This window comes from Kluyvera sp. (assembly GCF_965301105.1).
Genome location: NZ_CBDKZX010000089.1, coordinates 1 through 14,846 on the forward strand (window position 1 = coordinate 1; position 14,846 = coordinate 14,846).

At 54.4% G+C, this 14,846-nt stretch carries 18 protein-coding genes and 1 tRNA gene; 11 read left to right on the top strand and 8 right to left on the bottom strand.

The window, feature by feature from the left end:
• Positions 1-212: OB-fold nucleic acid binding domain-containing protein (locus tag ACW14G_RS19825; protein ID WP_340837233.1), on the bottom strand; the 212-nt coding region annotated here is incomplete at its 3' end.
• 267 nt (positions 213-479) lie between these two features.
• On the opposite strand from ACW14G_RS19825, the gene ACW14G_RS19830 reads away from it, so the two are divergent.
• From ACW14G_RS19830 to cmoB, 5 genes are read left to right on the top strand one after another with little or no spacing between them, the layout of a single operon-like run.
• Positions 480-1,046, top strand: a complete 567-nt coding sequence (locus ACW14G_RS19830) for a hydrolase (RefSeq protein WP_249023099.1) — start codon at positions 480-482, stop codon at positions 1,044-1,046.
• The gene (locus tag ACW14G_RS19835; RefSeq protein WP_249023098.1) at positions 1,043-1,861 is read left to right on the top strand and encodes a DUF72 domain-containing protein; all 819 of its coding nucleotides are present in this window, start codon (positions 1,043-1,045) and stop codon (positions 1,859-1,861) included. The genes ACW14G_RS19830 and ACW14G_RS19835 overlap by 4 nt, the downstream gene beginning before the upstream one ends.
• Positions 1,862-1,912: 51 nt before the next feature.
• Positions 1,913-2,308: an MAPEG family protein gene (locus ACW14G_RS19840; protein WP_064544680.1), complete on the top strand. Its 396-nt coding sequence runs from the start codon at positions 1,913-1,915 to the stop codon at positions 2,306-2,308.
• Between the two features lie 39 nt (positions 2,309-2,347).
• Positions 2,348-3,091 (top strand): carboxy-S-adenosyl-L-methionine synthase CmoA, encoded by a 744-nt coding sequence (gene cmoA, locus ACW14G_RS19845; RefSeq protein ID WP_167575565.1) that lies wholly within the window; start codon positions 2,348-2,350, stop codon positions 3,089-3,091.
• Positions 3,088-4,056 (top strand): tRNA 5-methoxyuridine(34)/uridine 5-oxyacetic acid(34) synthase CmoB, encoded by a 969-nt coding sequence (cmoB, locus tag ACW14G_RS19850; RefSeq protein WP_163447967.1) that lies wholly within the window; start codon positions 3,088-3,090, stop codon positions 4,054-4,056. Before cmoA ends, cmoB begins: the two co-directional genes overlap by 4 nt.
• 234 nt (positions 4,057-4,290) lie before the next feature.
• Here the strand turns inward: cmoB and cutC are convergent, their stop codons facing one another.
• On the bottom strand, positions 4,291-5,031 hold the full coding sequence (gene cutC / locus ACW14G_RS19855; protein ID WP_163447966.1) for a copper homeostasis protein CutC: 741 nt from the start codon (positions 5,029-5,031) through the stop codon (positions 4,291-4,293).
• A 74-nt stretch (positions 5,032-5,105) separates the two neighbouring features.
• The gene (locus tag ACW14G_RS19860; protein WP_167575563.1) at positions 5,106-5,672 is read right to left on the bottom strand and encodes a VOC family protein; all 567 of its coding nucleotides are present in this window, start codon (positions 5,670-5,672) and stop codon (positions 5,106-5,108) included.
• A 211-nt stretch (positions 5,673-5,883) separates the two neighbouring features.
• Between ACW14G_RS19860 and argS the strand changes: the two genes are divergently transcribed.
• Positions 5,884-7,617: an arginine--tRNA ligase gene (argS, locus tag ACW14G_RS19865; protein ID WP_163447964.1), complete on the top strand. Its 1,734-nt coding sequence runs from the start codon at positions 5,884-5,886 to the stop codon at positions 7,615-7,617.
• 74 nt (positions 7,618-7,691) lie between these two features.
• Here the strand turns inward: argS and ACW14G_RS19870 are convergent, their stop codons facing one another.
• The 4 genes from ACW14G_RS19870 to ycgZ all read right to left on the bottom strand — a co-directional run bounded on the left by ACW14G_RS19870 (position 7,692) and on the right by ycgZ (position 9,260).
• Positions 7,692-8,252, bottom strand: a complete 561-nt coding sequence (locus ACW14G_RS19870) for a LuxR C-terminal-related transcriptional regulator (protein WP_163447963.1) — start codon at positions 8,250-8,252, stop codon at positions 7,692-7,694.
• A 92-nt stretch (positions 8,253-8,344) separates the two neighbouring features.
• The gene (locus ACW14G_RS19875) at positions 8,345-8,623 is read right to left on the bottom strand and encodes a biofilm development regulator YmgB/AriR family protein (protein ID WP_411908111.1); all 279 of its coding nucleotides are present in this window, start codon (positions 8,621-8,623) and stop codon (positions 8,345-8,347) included.
• A 28-nt stretch (positions 8,624-8,651) separates the two neighbouring features.
• Positions 8,652-8,957 carry a hypothetical protein gene (locus ACW14G_RS19880; protein ID WP_163447962.1) on the bottom strand — a complete coding sequence of 102 codons (306 nt, stop codon included), beginning with the start codon at positions 8,955-8,957 and terminating at the stop codon, positions 8,652-8,654.
• Between the two features lie 63 nt (positions 8,958-9,020).
• A complete protein-coding gene (gene ycgZ, locus ACW14G_RS19885) occupies positions 9,021-9,260 on the bottom strand; it encodes a regulatory protein YcgZ (RefSeq protein WP_163447961.1) in 240 nt (79 codons plus the stop codon).
• 327 nt (positions 9,261-9,587) lie between these two features.
• On the opposite strand from ycgZ, the gene ACW14G_RS19890 reads away from it, so the two are divergent.
• Positions 9,588-10,808, top strand: coding sequence for a diguanylate phosphodiesterase (locus tag ACW14G_RS19890; RefSeq protein ID WP_249023097.1), 1,221 nt, complete (start codon positions 9,588-9,590; stop codon positions 10,806-10,808).
• 220 nt (positions 10,809-11,028) lie between these two features.
• Positions 11,029-11,760 carry a MerR family transcriptional regulator gene (locus tag ACW14G_RS19895; protein WP_167575561.1) on the top strand — a complete coding sequence of 244 codons (732 nt, stop codon included), beginning with the start codon at positions 11,029-11,031 and terminating at the stop codon, positions 11,758-11,760.
• Between the two features lie 29 nt (positions 11,761-11,789).
• Here the strand turns inward: ACW14G_RS19895 and ACW14G_RS19900 are convergent, their stop codons facing one another.
• On the bottom strand, positions 11,790-12,695 hold the full coding sequence (locus tag ACW14G_RS19900) for a LysR family transcriptional regulator (protein WP_249023096.1): 906 nt from the start codon (positions 12,693-12,695) through the stop codon (positions 11,790-11,792).
• 114 nt (positions 12,696-12,809) lie between these two features.
• Here ACW14G_RS19900 and ACW14G_RS19905 point away from each other — a divergent pair, with 114 nt between their 5' ends.
• From ACW14G_RS19905 to ACW14G_RS19915, 3 genes are all read left to right on the top strand, one after another.
• Complete coding sequence (locus ACW14G_RS19905; RefSeq protein WP_167575559.1) at positions 12,810-13,670, top strand: pirin family protein; 861 nt, start codon at positions 12,810-12,812, stop codon at positions 13,668-13,670.
• 18 nt (positions 13,671-13,688) lie between these two features.
• A complete protein-coding gene (locus ACW14G_RS19910) occupies positions 13,689-14,366 on the top strand; it encodes an isochorismatase family protein (protein WP_163447956.1) in 678 nt (225 codons plus the stop codon).
• A 145-nt stretch (positions 14,367-14,511) separates the two neighbouring features.
• A tRNA-Ser gene (locus ACW14G_RS19915) sits at positions 14,512-14,599 on the top strand.
• Positions 14,600-14,846 lie beyond the last annotated feature (247 nt).

Consider the following 14,846-nt stretch of genomic DNA (forward strand, 5'->3'; position numbering starts at 1 on the left):
ACCTGAATGCAGAACTCATTACGCAGTTCAGAGGCTAACTTCAACGCATCCGCACGGTCCGGATCGAAGAACACCTGTACGATGCCTTCACGGTCGCGCATATCGATAAAAATGAGGCTACCGAGATCACGACGGCGGTTGACCCAACCACACAGAGTCACCTGCTGCCCAACGTGGGACTGTCGAAGCTGTCCGCAATATTCTGTACGCATGAGATATCCCTTAACTTAGCCGTCGGCGGATTGTCGCCTGCCCTGCAGGCGTTACTGTCGCAGCTTTAGCTGAATGTCACTACTGGATGAAAAAAGGGGGCTATTATACTGGAAATTCTCGCTGACGATAAGCCCAGTGCGGTTTATACGCCTGTTTGCTGAACGCTTATTGCTTACGCTCACAAAAATTAACAATAATTATCCATTCGATCACCTGGCGACGATTGTAAGGTATGCCCCCGACAGCCCGCTTACAGAGGAAAAACCATGCTGAATTTAGTCGCAAACAAAACCGCTCTTGTCGTCATTGACTTGCAGGAAGGTATTCTGCCGTTCGCCGGCGGCCCGCATACCGCGAGCGACGTCGTAGCACGCGCCGCGCGTTTAGCCGAAAAATGCCGCGCCGCCTCTGCGCCGGTGGTGATGGTTCGCGTGGGCTGGTCCGCCGACTTTGCCGAAGCGTTAAAACAACCGGTTGACGCGCAGGCCCCGGCAAAAGCGCTGTCGGACAACTGGTGGACCTACCCGGCGGAACTGGGTAAACAGGACAGCGATATTGAAGTGACCAAACGCCAGTGGGGCGCCTTCTACGGCACCGATCTTGAGATGCAGCTGCGTCGTCGCGGCATTGACACCATTATTCTGTGCGGCATTTCGACCAACATCGGCGTCGAGTCGACCGCGCGTAACGCCTGGGAACTGGGCTTTAATCTGATCATCGCCGAAGACGCGTGCAGCGCCGCTTCCGCTGAACAGCATCAGGGCAGCATGACGCACATTTTCCCGCGCATCGCCCGGGTTCGCAGCACCGAGGAGATCCTGGCCGCCTTATGATTTATCTAGGGCTTCCCCAATGGTCGCACCCGAAATGGGGGCGACTGGGTATTACCAGCCTTGAACAGTATGCTCGCTTCTTCAATTGCGTAGAGGGCAACACAACGCTGTACGCGCTGCCAAAAGCCGAGATCGTCGCCCGCTGGCAGGCGCAGACGGACGATAACTTCCGTTTCTGCTTTAAGTTTCCGGCGACCATTTCGCATCAGGCAGCGCTGCGCCAGTGTGACGATCTCACGCTGGAATTTTTCCAGCGGCTATCGCCGCTCGCCGGGCGGATTGGCCAGTACTGGTTACAGCTTCCCGCGACCTTTGGGCCGCGCGACCTCCCCGCACTATGGGCTTTCCTCGACAGCCTGCCGAAAGATTTCCATTACGGCGTGGAAGTTCGTCATCCTGGCTTTTTCAGTAAAGGGGATGAAGAACGGCAGCTTAATCGTGGCCTGCACGAACGCGGGGTGAATCGCGTGATTCTCGACAGCCGCCCGGTGCATGCCGCGATCCCGCACAATGAAGCTATCATCGAGGCACAGCGTAAAAAGCCGAAAGTGCCGGTGCACGCTGTGGTCACCGCCGGGCAGCCGATGGTGCGCTTTATCGGCAGCGATAATATGGCGCAAAATCTGGCGATGTTTACACCGTGGCTGGAAAAATTGCCGCTATGGCAGCAAACCGCCACGCCCTATTTGTTCCTGCATACGCCGGATATCGCCCAGGCGCCCGAGCTGGTAGACGCTTTGTGGAATACGCTGCGCGCCGCCCTTCCCGACCTCGGCGAGGCGCCGGCAATACCACAACAATCTTCTCTTTTCTGACGTTCCTACCTATGATAATGAGTGCCATCTGCCAACAGAAAGGGAGTTTGTATGGTTAGCGCGTTGTATGCCGTGCTGGCGGCATTGTTGCTGATAAAGTTTTCCTTTGATGTCGTTCGCCTGCGTATGCTGTACCGCGTTGCCTACGGTGACGGCGGCTTTAGCGAGCTGCAGAGCGCCATCCGCATTCACGGCAACGCGGTGGAATACATCCCCATTGGCGTGGTACTGCTGCTGTTTATGGAAATGAACGGCGCTGAGACCTGGATGGTGCACATTTGCGGCCTGTTGCTGCTGGCCGGGCGGCTGATGCACTATTATGGATTCCATCATCGCCTCTTCCGTTGGCGGCGCTCCGGCATGAGCGCAACCTACATTTCGCTGTTGCTAATGGTGCTGGCGAACCTCTGGTATATGCCGTGGGAGTTGGTTTTCTCCCTTCATTAGCGCACAATACGCCGTTTTTATTTTTCCGGATTTCACCTTATGTCTGACCGCGACACGCTATTTTCTGCCCCGATCGCCCATCTTGGCGACTGGACTTTCGACGAACGGGTAGCCGAAGTCTTCCCGGATATGATCCAACGTTCCGTACCGGGCTACTCGAATATTATCTCGATGATTGGCATGCTGGCCGAGCGCTTTGTGCAGCCCGGCACGCAGGTCTACGATCTGGGATGCTCGCTGGGTGCGGCCACCCTCTCCGTACGCCGTAACATCGCCTATAACGACTGCCGTATTATCGCCGTCGACAACTCTCCCGCGATGATTGAACGCTGCCGCCGCCATATCGACGCCTACAAAGCGCCGACCCCGGTCGAGGTGATTGAAGGTGACATTCGCGATATTGAAATTCACAACGCCTCCATGGTGGTGCTGAACTTTACCGTGCAGTTCCTTGAACCCGCTGAACGTCAGGCGTTATTGAACAAAATTTATCAGGGGCTCAACCCTGGCGGCGCGTTGGTGCTGTCAGAGAAGTTCAGCTTCGAAGACGCGACCGTCGGCGAATTGCTGTTTAACATGCACCATGACTTTAAGCGCGCCAACGGCTATAGCGAGCTGGAAATCAGCCAGAAGCGCAGCATGCTGGAAAACGTCATGCTGACCGACTCCGTTGAAGTGCACAAAGCGCGTCTGCGCGAAGCCGGTTTCGAACACAGCGAGCTGTGGTTCCAGTGCTTTAACTTTGGCTCCCTGGTGGCACTGAAGGCAGGAACCCCGGCATGATCGAGTTCGGCAATTTTTATCAGTTAATCGCGAAAAGCCCGCTCTCCCACTGGCTGGAAACGCTGCCCGCGCAGATTGGCGCCTGGCAGCGCGATCAGCACGGTCTGTTTAAGCAATGGGCCAATGCCGTTGAATTTCTGCCAGAAATTCAGCCGTGGAAGCTCGACCTGCTGCACAGTGTCACCGCGGAAAGCGAAACGCCGCTGAGTGAAGGCCAGCGTAAACGCATTGATACCTTGATGCGTAATCTGATGCCATGGCGTAAAGGGCCGTTTTCACTGTATGGCGTTAACATCGACACCGAATGGCGCTCCGACTGGAAATGGGAGCGCGTATTACCGCATCTGTCTGACCTGAGTGGACGTACCATTCTCGACGTCGGTTGCGGCAGCGGTTATCACCTGTGGCGCATGATTGGCGCAGGCGCGCATCTGGCAGTCGGTATCGACCCGACCCAACTGTTCCTGTGCCAGTTTGAAGCGGTCCGTAAGCTGTTGGGTAACGATCAGCGCGCGCACCTGCTGCCGCTGGGTATCGAGCAGCTTCCGGCGCTGAAAGCGTTTGATACCGTCTTTTCAATGGGGGTGTTGTACCACCGCCGCTCGCCGCTGGAGCATATCTGGCAGTTGAAAGATCAGCTGGTCAGCGAGGGTGAGCTGGTACTGGAAACGCTGGTGGTGGAAGGCGACGAGAATACGGTGCTGGTGCCGGGCGACCGCTACGCGCAAATGCGTAACGTCTATTTTATTCCGTCCGCGCTGGCGCTGAAAAACTGGCTCGAGAAGTGCGGCTTTGTCGACGTACGCATCGCTGATATGAGCGTGACCACCACCGAAGAGCAGCGCCGCACTGAGTGGATGGTGACCGAGTCGCTGGCTGACTTCCTTGACCCGAACGACCCGAGCAAAACGGTGGAGGGCTATCCCGCCCCGCTGCGCGCGGTGCTGATTGCCCGGAAGCCATAACCCTATTTTCCGTTCCCAGGCACATTTTCTCCTAAATATTTCAGCCTGCAACAAGGCGGCGACGCAGCGAGTCCCCTGGAGCGTACATCAGTACGTGACTGGGGCGAGCGAGGAAAGCCAACGCAGTGGCAGGTTGAAATATGACGGAGAAAAAAAGGCCCCTGTTTAATGGGCAGGGGCCTGGTACAAGCAAGCATCATATTGGGCGATATGACGCGCGGTAAAAAACGTTAGCTACTCATGCTGCGTGATGATCGCTTTCATTGCGGCCACTGCCGCGCCGTCGACGGCATAACGCGAATACTCATCAGCTTCAGGATCCGTTGACATTGACAATCCGGGGTTGCGATAACGCATGTCGGAGGGCAGCCATTGCCCCGCTGAACTGTGCACTTCTTTGACGCCTGCTTCCAGGAAGAGCGTAAGGTTGCTCGCTCTTACTCCTGCACCCGCCATAATGGTTGGAGTATCGTTACGGGCGATTAGTTCCCGAATTAATGAAATACCTTTTTCCGCCGATGGCTGTTGCCCCGAAGTCAGTATGCGGGCGACACCTAATTCCGCCAGTGCATCAGCAGCTTGCAGCGGATTCGCACACATATCAAACGCCCGGTGGAATGTCACCGCCAGCGGCCCCGCGGCTACCATAATTTGTCGCATCCGTGGGATATCGACCTGCCCTTCCGGGTTGAGCACGCCAATCACAACGCCGGGATACCCCAACGAACGAACCTGGCGAACATCTTCCAGCATGGCGGCAAACTCACCGTCGGTATAACAAAAATCACCGCCTCGCGGGCGAATAATGGGATGGATGGGTATCGTCACCCGTTGGCGCGTGGCTCTCAACACGCCGTACGACGGCGTCAGACCACCTTCCAACGGCGCGGCGCACAGTTCAATGCGGTCGGCCCCGTTCTGCTGCGCGATAACCGCGCATTCCGTGCTGTAACAGCAGATCTCCAGCAATGCCATGTCTCTCTCCCTTTTTCTCCAGCGTCCGATCATGCCACTGTTCCGTGCGACAGACCCCGCGTTAGCTCACATTGTTACACTGCCTGCTCACTGGCGACGATCTCTTCAATCGTCCACGGATGAAATTTTACCGTCACCTTGCCGTCAGTCACCGCCATGGTGGGGTTGGGCAAGCGTTCGCGTTCCCCTTTCGGCGAGCTGGTTTTCACCGAAATACCCGGCTGGCTCAGGCCGTCATCGGACAGCAACGCCAGCGCGCGGGCGTTAAGTTGCGCCGGTTCGCCCGGCAGGACGATTTCAATATGTTCCCAACCTTCATGGGGATAACGCTTCTCCCCCGGCCACGGCAGTTCAACGACCGTAAACTGCCAGTGCGCGACGCAGACCGGCTCATCGAGTTTGAACAGGCAGATAGGACGACCATTGATAATGTTTTCCGACAGCAGCGTACCGCACTGCTCGAAACCGGCTCGCCAGCGTTCGGCAGTGGCATTCTGATGGCAGCGTAACGAAATGTGGTCAGCGTTGAGCGGCGCAATATCCAACCCCAGTCGCCGGGCAAGCGCGCTGAGCGCCTCGGTGAAGCGCGGGAGATCCGCAGAAATATCCTGTAGCTGTGCCATCGTCTGCCAGTTTGCCATTTCAGCCCTACTCTTAATCAATGAAAAGGCTAATCTACCCTGTTGTTGGCGCTGAACCAACCTATGAGGCGGACAAGCGATTAATCCCTGTTCAAGCGGCGTTGGGCCAATGCTGACGGCATCCGGCAAATGCAGTATACTCCCGCCTTAATTTATCCACACCCGGCGCTGAACCAGCATGGTGACGGCGTCTAAAACGTAAGGTATTCCGGTGAATATTCAGGCTCTTCTCTCAGAAAAAGTCAGTCAGGCCATGATTGCGGCAGGCGCACCTGCCGATTGCGAACCACAGGTTCGTCAGTCAGCAAAAGTACAGTTCGGCGACTATCAGGCTAACGGCGTGATGGCGGTTGCTAAGAAGCTGGGCATGGCGCCGCGACAACTGGCAGAGCAGGTACTGTCTCATCTCCAGCTTGATGGCATCGCCAATAAAGTGGAAATCGCCGGGCCGGGCTTTATCAATATCTTCCTCGATCCCGCCTTCCTGGCCGAGCATGTCACTCAGGCGCTGAAAAGCGATCGTCTGGGCATCGCGCAGCCGGAAGCGCAGACCATCGTGGTCGACTACTCCGCGCCAAACGTCGCCAAAGAGATGCACGTGGGCCACCTGCGCTCCACCATCATCGGCGACGCCGCGGTACGTACCCTTGAGCTGATGGGCCATAAGGTTATCCGCGCCAACCATGTCGGCGACTGGGGCACCCAGTTCGGTATGCTGATTGCGTGGCTGGAAAAGCAGCAGCAGGACAACGCCGGCGAAATGGCGCTGGCGGACCTTGAAGGTTTCTACCGCGATGCAAAAAAACATTACGACGAAGACGAAGCCTTCGCCGAGCGCGCGCGTAGCTACGTGGTGAAGCTGCAGGGCGGCGACGAATACTTCCGTAAAATGTGGCGTCAGCTGGTCGACATTACCATGTCCCAGAATCAGCTGACCTACGATCGCCTGAACGTGACGCTAACCCGTGACGACGTGATGGGTGAAAGCCTGTACAACCCGATGCTGCCGGGTATCGTAGCCGATCTCAAAGCCAAAGGTCTGGCGGTAGAGAGCGAAGGCGCAACCGTGGTGTTCCTTGACGAATTCAAGAACAAAGAAGGCGAGCCGATGGGGGTCATCATCCAGAAAAAGGATGGCGGCTACCTGTACACCACCACCGATATCGCCTGTGCGAAATATCGCTACGAAACGCTGCACGCCGACCGCGTACTGTATTACATCGATTCCCGTCAGCACCAGCACCTGATGCAGGCGTGGACCATCGTGCGTAAAGCGGGCTACGTTCCGGATTCCGTGCCGCTGGAGCACCACATGTTCGGCATGATGCTGGGTAAAGACGGCAAGCCGTTCAAAACCCGCGCCGGCGGTACCGTGAAGCTGGCAGATCTGCTGGATGAAGCGCTGGAGCGCGCGCGTCGTCTGGTGGCAGAGAAGAACCCGGATATGCCGGCAGACGAGCTGGAAAAACTGGCTAACGCCGTCGGTATCGGCGCGGTGAAATATGCAGATCTCTCCAAAAACCGCACCACCGACTACGTGTTCGACTGGGACAATATGCTGGCCTTTGAAGGCAACACCGCGCCGTATATGCAGTATGCCTATACTCGCGTGCTGTCCGTATTCCGTAAAGCGGAGCTGGAAGAAAGCGAGATCGTTAACGCCGCGGTTACCATTACCGAAGAGCGTGAGGCCCAACTGGCCGCACGCCTGCTGCAGTTCGAAGAAACGCTGAACGTGGTTGCTCGCGACGGTACGCCGCACGTGATGTGCGCCTACCTGTACGATCTGGCCGGTCTGTTCTCTGGCTTCTATGAGCACTGCCCAATCCTCTCTGCCGAGAGCGAAGCGGTGCGTAATAGCCGCCTGAAACTGGCGCTGCTGACGGCGAAAACGCTGAAACTCGGCCTCGATACCCTGGGTATTGAAACCGTAGAACGTATGTAATTCGATGCAGATATGAAAAAAAGCCCGCGTCAGTACGCGGGCTTTTTTTATTCATCGGCCTGCCAGCAGCAAACTCAATGCAACCGGTGACTTTCCGCCAGCCAATTTTTGAAGATGTCACTGTGCAGTTTGTGCATCAAATCCACGGCCCCACTACAGCCTATTTTTTTCATCAGCGACTGGCGTGCCTGGTAAACCGTTTTGATATGCAGATCCATCAGCTCACTCATATCGGCGATCCGTTTGCCTTGCTTAATTAAATCAATTAACAGCCGTTCACGTTGGCTTAAGGAAACCGACGATTTATACATTCGCGGCTCTTCTGTTTTATCAGCAATTGAAATAACAAACCGCTGCAATTCCTCAATGCTTGACCGCATTGGAAATTGATAAATCGACCCGTTATTCAGAAATTGAAAGAATGAGCTATCGGTCAGTAACACTATTTTTGTTGTTTGTAGATCATAATTATATTCGCGAACTTCACTGTATCTCTGCTCGGTTAAAAACACATAGCGAATTGTGTCATCCGCCAATGAGAACTGGGTAAAGATGCTCTCGAGTCCCTGCCTGAGATAATTATCCGAAAGCCAAAAATCGGCATGCTTTGTCCGTACATAGTCGTCTCTACGCATGATGAAGTTATCCAGTGAAGGCGAAACAGGGAAAGGTCGATAATGAATTATTGACCAACCGTTTAATATTTAACGATTATCGAACCTTATATTCAAATATCATCCATGGTATGACCCACAACAATCTCCAGCGTATTTCTAATCACGTCGGCCTGAACAATGTCTTCGGTAACCTCCAAACGCTGTACAAGGGATAAAATGATATTTTTATTATTAATACATTCTCCCCGCATCAGAATATGGCGAATGATGGAACCTAAAACAACCGCTTCTTCAGCCAGCACTTCACCAGAGTGACGAAAATGGTCTGACAGAGAATGATCGCGTAACGCGCTGTAAATATCGGGTTGTTGAGTCATTGCTGCGTTCATTTTTTTCACCATTAATAAAAGTAAGGTCTCAGTGCACTTTTCCCTTTCCTGAGTTTAAGCTTGCGCTTTTACCCGATAACGATTGGACCACTTCCATCTGTCCACGCGTGATTTGCTGCTTCGTTTCCTGGTTTTTATCCATCAGTACCGCCTCAATATCAGCAATGACCGATGTATAGACACGGCGTCGACTCGCGTCGGTTTCGATCGCCTGCAGAGAACGCAGTTCGGTAAGTAGAGCCATCGAGTTTACCGGCGCCTTACGCTTGAGTAATAACAACACTGCCTGCCCAATAAGTTCGTCAGTCAGTTTCTCAATGTCACTTCGCTTCATTACTACGCTCTCTCTTTCGATTGTCCCTCGTTCGCAGCCGCGATCGAGGGTTGAGTACGCCATTCAACGCTCAAAAAGCAGACCGATCAACGCGTTGTAGTGGCCTTTCTCCTTCTCGCACGAGGTTTTCTCCAGCCGACTCAGTAACTTCGTACAAAGCGCTTTACGGTTAAGGTGACGACCATCGTGCAGTATCTCGACCACAATCTGACCCAGCGTTTCCTGCTGCGTTGGCAAGCTGGCCTTATTGAAATACTGTGCAATGGCACCAGCCGTATCAAAAATGTAACCATTTTGCTGCATGTGTTTCTCCTGTACGAGATAAGTAAAAGATAAACAGTGTGTGATTAAACGATACAAAAAATTGTACACAAAATCTGTACAACCGAACGAATCATATTTAACAAAAAATGCTAATCTTTTATTTTCATATAGTTAATGGCATTTAATGCATCAGATAAATCGTAATATGTGTACACCAAATCACGAGGATAGTTTGACGCCAGCGGGCTCAGTTATTTCCAGAAAGACATAAGATGCTTAACAGGTAAAAACCATGTTAATTTAATGTGTTAAGCGCAGCGTAATCTGGTAGGGTTAGAGGACATTCCCCTCCTATGCCGGAAAATCATGCTCACCACTATTATCTACCGCAGTCATCTTCGTGATGATGTCCCGGTAAAAGCGCTCGAAAGTATGGTCGCCGACGCCAATATCAAGAATAATCGTGCAGATGTAACGGGGATCCTGTTATTCAACGGCACCCACTTTTTCCAGCTACTTGAAGGCCCTGAAGAGAACGTAAAAGCGATTTATCACGCTATCTGTGCAGATAACCGTCACTACAATGTGGTTGAACTTCTCTGCGATTACAGCCCCTCAAGGCGCTTTGGTATGACGGGAATGGAGCTTTTCGATCTGCGCGAACACGGAAGGGATGAGGTATTACAAGTTATTCTTGATAAGGGAACCTCACGCTATCAACTGACCTATCGCGATCGTGCGTTGCAGTTTTTCCGGACTTTCGTGGAAGCCATCGAAAAAGAGAATTACTTCGAAATCCCCTCTGCCGATAGTTGGGATTTTATCGCGACTGAACGGACTCGACGCCTTTCTCCTCAACAGTTAAACCCCGAGGCCAGCTGCGGTTTTGCCTTTCAGCCGATCATCGACCCTCTCGCTCGTGAAGTTATCTCCCTTGAAGCGCTGCTACGTACCACCTCTGGCGACTCACCGCAGGCCTATTTCGCTGGCCTGAGCAGCGATGAGATCTATCTGGCAGATTTACATAGCAAAAAGACGGCTTTTGCGCTGGCCGCGGCGCTGGATCTGGGCGACTGCACTCTGTCCGTCAATATTTTGCCGATGACGCTGGTCAACGTGCCGGATGCGGTCGAAATATTGCTTCAGGCCATCGCCGAGAATCATCTCGTTCCTGAGCAGATCATCGTGGAATTCACTGAAAGCGAAGCCATTTCCCAGTTCGATGGCTTTAGCCGCGCGGTACGCGCGTTGAAAGGCGCGGGGATAAGTGTCGCTATCGATCACTTTGGCGCGGGATTCGCTGGCCTGCAGCTGCTCGCGCAATTTCAACCCGACAGAATTAAGATCAACCGCGACCTTATTCAGGATGTACACAAAAGCGGGCCACGCCAGGCCATTATTCATGCCATTATCAAATGCTGTACTTCGCTTGAAATTGGGGTATCCGCAGTGGGCGTGGAAAAGGCAGAAGAGTGGATGTGGCTGGAGTCAGCTGGCATCACGGAATTCCAGGGCCATTTGTTTGCATCCCCCTGTTTTCACGGCATCCCCGCCGTGGCATGGCCTGAGAAAAAAACTGAATTGTAACCGCATATGTTCCCCTGTCACCGCCAGGTGGCAGGCGTAAGGCTATCATTTTCTCCTTTATATCAACGAGATAATTTGTTCCTCTTCACATCCCGACCATATTAGGGCTTTTCTCTCTTCGCTTGATTAAAAACCAGCTGTACAATAAATTATAAATTGTACAATTGGTACCGATACGTAATTATTTCACGAGACGTACAAGCTTAGAGATGAGGGCTGAATGGGATTTTACAGCATAGGCGATGTCGCCGAACGATGTGGTATCAACCCTGTCACCCTACGAGCCTGGCAACGTCGCTATGGGTTGTTGAAACCCCAAAGAAGTGAAGGTGGGCATCGCCAGTTTGACGAGGAGGACATCCAGCGTATCGAAGAGATAAAACGCTGGATTAAGAACGGCGTACCGGTGGGCAAAGTGAAAGCCCTGCTGGAACAAAGTAAGGTCACGGCCCACGACGACTGGTTGACGCTGCAGGAAGAAATGATGGCGGCGCTTCGCTTTGCGCATCCCGCCAAGCTGCGGGCTAAAATCCGCGCCCTGAGCCGCGAGCACGCTTCTGGCGACCTGATCGACCACGTTTTTATCCCCGTCCGCCAGCGCATCAGCCTCGATCAAAATACCGCGCGCATCATGTGTAGCCTGCTTGACGGTGTTCTGATTGAGTTTGTCTGTTCCTGCCTCGCCGAAGCGCGTAAAAAAGCAGGGAAAGATGCACTGCTTATCGGCTGGGATACCGAAGACCGCACCCGTCTGTGGCTTGAAGCCTGGCGTCTGTCTCAGCAAGGCTGGCATATTGCCGTGCTCGCTGAACCCCAGGAATCTCCTCGCCCGGAGCTGTTTCCCGGACAGCAGCTGATCGTCTGGACCGGCATCACGCCAACCCGTCGGCAACAGGAGCTGTTACAGCACTGGCGCGAGCAAGGTTATTCCCTGATTTTTCACCATGTATGATTTACCGGTGGCAGACTGCCGACGGTAAATTACTCCTCAGTCATCTGCGCATACTCTTCACTGAGAAAATCCACCAGCGCCCGCACGGCTGGCAATAGCCCTCTGCGTGAAGGAAATACCGCGTGAATCACCTCGCGTTTCGGCTCCCAGTCGTCCAGTACACGAACCAGCGTGCCATTTGCCAACTGCTCTCGGGCCATCAGGATCGGCAGTTGCACTACGCCAACCCCCGCAACAGCGGCTTCGCGCAGCGCCAGCATATCGCCAGTAATCAGGCGCGGCGCGAAATGGACCTCTGCTTTTGCTCCTTCCGGCCCACCGAGTAACCACTTATGAACATGCTTTCCGGCCGCCATACTCAGCCCCGGCCAGCGGCTGAGCTCATCCGGCGAGCGGGGTTTACCCAAGGACGCCACCAGCGACGGGCTAGCCACCAGGCAATGCCCGCGATCGGCCAGTACACGCATGACCAGATCGCTATCGTCAAAAGGCCTGGGTCGAACGCGAATCGCCACATCGATGCCCTCCGCCACGAGATCAACCCGCCGATTGGTGGCTTCAAGCTGAATCTGTATGCCGGGATAGCGCATCATAAAGCGCGCCAGCATCGGACCGACGTGAACATGCAGCAGTGTGACCGGACAGGTCAACCTGACGCTGCCGCGCGGTTCAGCCTGTAGCACCGCAATTGCCTCCTGCGCCGCCTCTGCTTCAATCAGCATCGCTTTACAGTGCTGATAAAAGGTCTGGCCGACCTCGGTCACCGTAAACTGCCGGGTCGTGCGATGAATCAAACGTACGCCGAGCTGTTCTTCCAACTGGGCAATACGGCGACTGAGTTTCGATTTGGGGATATCCAGCGCCCTACCCGCCGCCGCGAAACCGCCGTGATCGACCACGCGGACAAACCACGCGAAATCATTGAGATCCTGCATATCCACTCCATTGTTCTATTTTTGCAACAGTGTAGGCCATTTTTGCCATCTACCGGGAATTTAATCCTGAATATAAGCTAATCCACATCAACGCTCACTCCCCAGGAGAAACAGATGAAAAAGATTACAGGTGTTTATACCGCGCCACGTCCGCACTGGGTGGGCGATGGCTTCCCGGTACGTTCGCTCTTTTCGTATCAGTCGCACGGCGAAAGCCTGAGCCCATTTTTACTGCTCGACTACGCCGGGCCGCACAGCTTCCCGGCAGATGGCGCAAAGCGCGGCGTCGGCGAGCATCCGCACCGTGGTTTTGAGACGGTCACTATCGTCTACGCTGGCGAAGTGGAACACCGTGACTCCACCGGTAAAGGCGGGGTTATTGGCCCAGGCGACGTACAGTGGATGACGGCAGGTGCGGGAATTCTGCATCAGGAGTTTCACTCGGCGGCGTTTGCTAATCGCGGTGGCGAACTGAAGATGATTCAGCTGTGGGTCAACCTGCCGGCAAAAGACAAAATGACTGCGCCGGGCTATCAGAGCATTGAAGCCGCAGCCATTCCTGTGGTCGATTTGCCAGACGACAGCGGATCGCTGCGGGCAATCGCCGGACGTTACGCCGATGCCACGGGTCCGGCCCGCACCTTCTCAGCGCTTAACGTCTGGGATATGCAGCTTAAACAGAATAAAGAGACCACCTTCACGCAGCCCGATGGCTGGAGCACCGCGCTGGTGGTACTGGAAGGCAGCGTCACGGTCAACGGTGAAAGCACCGTGCAGGAAGCGCAACTGGTGGTATTCAGCCATCAGGGTGAACGTGTGCATCTGCACGCCAACAGCGATGCGAAAGTGCTGGTACTGGCTGGCGAACCTATTAATGAACCGATTGTTGGTTACGGCCCTTTCGTGATGAACAGTCAAACCGAAATCGCTGAAGCTGTACGCGATTTTAACTCCGGCCGCTTTGGTCAAATCTAAACAACAGAGGTGAAAGGAATGTCTACTCCCGCTAATTTCAACGGTGCACGTCCGGTTATTGATGTGAATGATACCGCAATGCTGTTAATTGACCATCAAAGCGGTCTGTTCCAGACGGTTGGCGATATGCCAATGCCTGAGCTGCGCGCACGCGCCGCGGCGCTGGCGAAGATGGCGACGCTTGCCGGGCTGCCGGTGATCACCACCGCTTCCGTACCACAAGGGCCAAACGGCCCCTTGATTCCGGAAATTCATGAAAACGCGCCGCATGCGCAATACATCGCGCGTAAAGGCGAAATCAACGCCTGGGATAACCCGGAGTTCGTCGCCGCGGTGAAAGCGACCGGCCGTAAAACGTTGATTATCGCCGGCACCATCACCAGCGTCTGCATGGCGTTCCCGGCGATTGCCGCCGTTGCTGACGGTTATAAGGTGTTTGCGGTGATCGATGCCTCCGGCACCTACAGCAAAATGGCGCAGGAAATCACGCTCGCCCGTGTGGTCCAGGCCGGTGTCGTACCGATGGATACCGCAGCCGTCGCTTCCGAGCTGCAGCGGACCTGGAACCGTCCGGACGCCGCCGAATGGGCCGAGATTTACACCAAAGTCTTCCCGGCCTATCAGCTGCTTATCGAAAGCTACACGAAAGCGCAGGATGTGGTGAAGAATAGCGAACAGCTTGATTCCCAGCGCTAATCGCCACTCCCCCGCTGTTTTTCGCGGGGGAGTGCTCAATGCTTAACCGAACGGAAAAGAATGCATAAATTATGCTTGACCGTTTCAGGTCAACTCCCTATAGTAGCGCCCCGTTGACCACCTACGGTGAGCAGCGAAACAATATGGTGAGGTGTCCGAGTGGCTGAAGGAGCACGCCTGGAAAGTGTGTATACGGCAACGTATCGGGGGTTCGAATCCCCCCCTCACCGCCATATTTAAGAAAGAGCTCGTACGCAAGTACGGGCTTTTTTTTCGCATGTTGCACGCCTGCGGGGGGATGAGAATCCCCGACCGGGGTTCGACAACTGGCGAAAGCCAGTTGGACAGACCGCGAACGCAGTGAGCGGGCTGCCCCGAAGGGGCGAGCGAAGCGAGTCAATCCCCCCTCACCGCCATCTTTGAGAAAGAGCTCGTACGCAAGTACGGGCTTTTTTTTCGCATGTTGCACGCCTTCCCACT

Coding starts and splice junctions, on each gene's coding strand:
- ACW14G_RS19830 (WP_249023099.1), top strand. CDS start 480: ATGCTGAATTTAGTCGCAAACAAAACCGCTCTTGTCGTCATTGACTTG.
- ACW14G_RS19835 (WP_249023098.1), top strand. CDS start 1,043: ATGATTTATCTAGGGCTTCCCCAATGGTCGCACCCGAAATGGGGGCGA.
- ACW14G_RS19840 (WP_064544680.1), top strand. CDS start 1,913: ATGGTTAGCGCGTTGTATGCCGTGCTGGCGGCATTGTTGCTGATAAAG.
- cmoA (WP_167575565.1), top strand. CDS start 2,348: ATGTCTGACCGCGACACGCTATTTTCTGCCCCGATCGCCCATCTTGGC.
- cmoB (WP_163447967.1), top strand. CDS start 3,088: ATGATCGAGTTCGGCAATTTTTATCAGTTAATCGCGAAAAGCCCGCTC.
- cutC (WP_163447966.1), bottom strand. CDS start 5,031: ATGGCATTGCTGGAGATCTGCTGTTACAGCACGGAATGCGCGGTTATC.
- ACW14G_RS19860 (WP_167575563.1), bottom strand. CDS start 5,672: ATGGCAAACTGGCAGACGATGGCACAGCTACAGGATATTTCTGCGGAT.
- ACW14G_RS19870 (WP_163447963.1), bottom strand. CDS start 8,252: ATGCGTAGAGACGACTATGTACGGACAAAGCATGCCGATTTTTGGCTT.
- ACW14G_RS19875 (WP_411908111.1), bottom strand. CDS start 8,623: ATGAACGCAGCAATGACTCAACAACCCGATATTTACAGCGCGTTACGC.
- ACW14G_RS19880 (WP_163447962.1), bottom strand. CDS start 8,957: ATGAAGCGAAGTGACATTGAGAAACTGACTGACGAACTTATTGGGCAG.
- ycgZ (WP_163447961.1), bottom strand. CDS start 9,260: ATGCAGCAAAATGGTTACATTTTTGATACGGCTGGTGCCATTGCACAG.
- ACW14G_RS19890 (WP_249023097.1), top strand. CDS start 9,588: ATGCTCACCACTATTATCTACCGCAGTCATCTTCGTGATGATGTCCCG.
- ACW14G_RS19895 (WP_167575561.1), top strand. CDS start 11,029: ATGGGATTTTACAGCATAGGCGATGTCGCCGAACGATGTGGTATCAAC.
- ACW14G_RS19900 (WP_249023096.1), bottom strand. CDS start 12,695: ATGCAGGATCTCAATGATTTCGCGTGGTTTGTCCGCGTGGTCGATCAC.
- ACW14G_RS19905 (WP_167575559.1), top strand. CDS start 12,810: ATGAAAAAGATTACAGGTGTTTATACCGCGCCACGTCCGCACTGGGTG.
- ACW14G_RS19910 (WP_163447956.1), top strand. CDS start 13,689: ATGTCTACTCCCGCTAATTTCAACGGTGCACGTCCGGTTATTGATGTG.